The following is a 3,015-nucleotide window of genomic DNA, read 5'->3' as shown; positions in this document are numbered from 1 at the left end:
CGAACCTGGAGAAGTGGGGCTGGATCTACATGCGCGTCTCCGGCGTGCTGCTGGTCGTGCTGATCTTCGGCCACCTGTTCGTGAACCTCATGCTGGGCGAAGGCATCCACGGCGTCGACTTCGCGTTCGTCGCCGGCAAGTTCGCCTCGCCGTTCTGGCAGTGGTGGGACGTGCTGATGCTCTGGCTCGCCTTCATCCACGGCGCCAACGGCATGCGCACGATCGTCAACGACTACGTCACGGGCCCCAGGGCCCGCCGCGTGCTGGTGTGGGCCCTCTGGTTGTCGGCCGGATTGATGATCGTCCTGGGCACGCTCGTGGTGTTCACCTTCGACCCGTGCCTCGGGATCGAGAACAGCGCCACCGAGTGGCTGATCGAGAAGTGCACGGCGTAGCGACGCCGCGCGACACAGCAGAGATTGAAGGCATCTGACACGTGAGCACCCAGAGCGAAGGCGCCGTCGTCAAGGACGGCGTGCACTACCACCAGTTCGACATCGTGATCGTGGGCGCCGGCGGCGCCGGCATGCGGGCGGCGATCGAGGCCGGTCCCGGCGCCAAGACCGCCGTGATCTCGAAGCTCTACCCGACCCGTTCGCACACCGGTGCGGCGCAGGGCGGCATGGCAGCGGCCCTGGCCAACGTCGAAGAGGACTCCTGGGAGTGGCACACCTTCGACACCGTCAAGGGCGGCGATTACCTCGTCGACCAGGATGCCGCGGAGATCCTCGCCAAAGAGGCGATCGACGCCGTCATCGACCTCGAGAACATGGGGCTGCCGTTCAACCGCACCCCCGAGGGCAAGATCGACCAGCGCCGCTTCGGCGGACACACGGCCGACCACGGCAAGACGCCCGTGCGCCGCGCCTGCTACGCCGCCGACCGCACCGGCCACATGATCCTGCAGACGCTGTTCCAGAACTGCGTCAAGCTCGGCATCAACTTCTTCAACGAGTTCTACGTGCTCGACCTCATCACGGTGAAGGCCGAGGACGGCACGATGCAGGTCGCCGGCGTCGTCGCCTACGATCTCGCCACGGGCGACCTGCACGTCTTCCAGTCCAAGGCGACGATCTTCGCCACGGGCGGCTTCGGCAAGATCTTCAAGACGACCTCCAACGCCCACACCCTCACCGGTGACGGCGTCGGGGTCATCTGGCGCAAGGGCCTGCCGCTTGAGGACATGGAATTCTTCCAGTTCCACCCGACCGGTCTCGCCGGTCTCGGCATCCTCCTCACCGAGGGCGCCCGCGGCGAGGGTGCGATCCTGCGCAACGCCTCGGGCGAGCGGTTCATGGAGCGCTACGCGCCGACCATCAAGGACCTCGCCCCACGCGACATCGTCAGCCGGTGCATGGTGCAGGAGGTGGCCGAGGGCCGCGGCGCCGGACCGGAGCGCGACTACGTGCTGCTGGACTGCACGCACCTGGGCGCCGAGGTGCTCGAGACGAAGCTCCCCGACATCACGGAGTTCGCCCGGACCTACCTGGGCGTGGACCCCGTCGTCGAGCCCGTGCCGGTCATGCCGACGGCGCACTACGCGATGGGCGGCATCCCCACCAACGTCAACGCCGAGGTGCTCAGCGACAACACCACCGTCGTCCCCGGTCTCTACGCCGCCGGCGAGTGCGCCTGCGTGTCGGTGCACGGCTCGAACCGCTTGGGCACCAACTCGCTGCTGGACATCAACGTCTTCGGCAAGCGAGCCGGCCGCAACGCCGTGGAGTACGTGCAGACCGCGGACTTCGTGCCGCTGCCGGAGGACCCTGCCAAGGAGGTCCGCGAGATGCTCGAGACCCTCCGCAACAACCCCGGCACCGAGCGCATCGCGGTGCTGCGCAAGACCCTGCAGGACGAGATGGACCGCAAGGCCCAGGTCTTCCGCACCGACGAGTCCCTCTCCGAAGTGATGGACGTCATCGCGGACCTGCGCGAGCGCTACCGCAACGTGCACGTGGACGACAAGGGCAAGCGGTTCAACACCGACCTGCTCGAGGCCGTCGAGCTCGGGTTCCTCCTCGACCTCGCCGAGGTCGTCGTCGTCACCGCCCGCAACCGCAAGGAGAGCCGCGGCGGCCACATGCGCGACGACTACCCGAAGCGCGACGACGAGAACTACATGAAGCACACGATGGCCTACCTCTCGGGCGACCCCCACTCGTCGCACCCCGAGGACCACATCCGCCTGGACTGGAAGCCCGTCGTCATCACCCGCTACCAGCCGATGGAGAGGAAGTACTAGGCATGGCCACCGCACTCGCCCCCGCCGAGACGGCCGACGCCGTGGAGCCCGGCGCCGCCGGCATCCAGTCGTTCCTCGTCACCTTCATCATCCGCCGGTTCGACCCCGAGAAGGACGCCGAGCCGCGCTGGGTCGACTACGACGTGGAGCTGTACTCCACCGACCGCGTGCTCGATGCGCTGCACAAGATCAAGTGGGAGGTCGACGGCTCGCTGAGCTTCCGCCGCTCGTGCGCGCACGGCATCTGCGGCTCCGACGCGATGCGCATCAACGGGCGCAACCGCCTGGCCTGCAAGACGCTCATCAAGGACCTCGACATCTCCAAGCCCATCTACGTGGAGGCCATCAAGGGCCTGCCGCTGGAGAAGGACCTGATCGTCGACATGGAGCCGTTCTTCGCGTCGTACCGCGAGGTGCAGCCCTTCCTCATCTCCACCTCCAAGCCGGAGCCGGGCAAGGAGCGCATCCAGACGATCGCGAACCGCGAGATCTTCGACGACACGACCAAGTGCATCCTGTGCGCGGCCTGCACATCGTCGTGCCCGGTGTTCTGGACCGACGGGCAGTACTTCGGGCCCGCCGCCATCGTCAACGCGCACCGGTTCATCTTCGACTCGCGCGACGACGCCGGCGACGCCCGCCTGGACATCCTCAACGACAAGGAGGGCGTGTGGCGCTGCCGCACCACCTTCAACTGCACCGAGGCGTGCCCCCGCGGCATCGAGGTGACCAAGGCCATCGCCGAGGTCAAGCAGGCGATCCTGCGCAAGTAG

At 67.3% G+C, this 3,015-nt stretch carries 3 protein-coding genes; all 3 read left to right on the top strand.

The annotated features are described in order from the left end of the window. The coding region (locus tag NQ160_RS21495; RefSeq protein ID WP_257517101.1) for a succinate dehydrogenase hydrophobic membrane anchor subunit at positions 1 to 395 on the top strand (395 nt) is incomplete at its 5' end. Between the two features lie 41 nt (positions 396 to 436). Beyond that, positions 437 to 2,242, top strand: coding sequence for a succinate dehydrogenase flavoprotein subunit (gene sdhA, locus NQ160_RS21490; RefSeq protein WP_257517100.1), 1,806 nt, complete (start codon positions 437 to 439; stop codon positions 2,240 to 2,242). Between the two features lie 2 nt (positions 2,243 to 2,244). Next, positions 2,245 to 3,015, top strand: a complete 771-nt coding sequence (locus NQ160_RS21485) for a succinate dehydrogenase iron-sulfur subunit (protein ID WP_257517099.1) — start codon at positions 2,245 to 2,247, stop codon at positions 3,013 to 3,015.

The sequence above is a fragment of the Microbacterium sp. zg.Y909 genome, assembly GCF_024626565.1.
The sequence above is the reverse complement of the archived record's forward strand: the minus strand, read 5'-3'. Positions and strand labels throughout refer to the sequence as shown.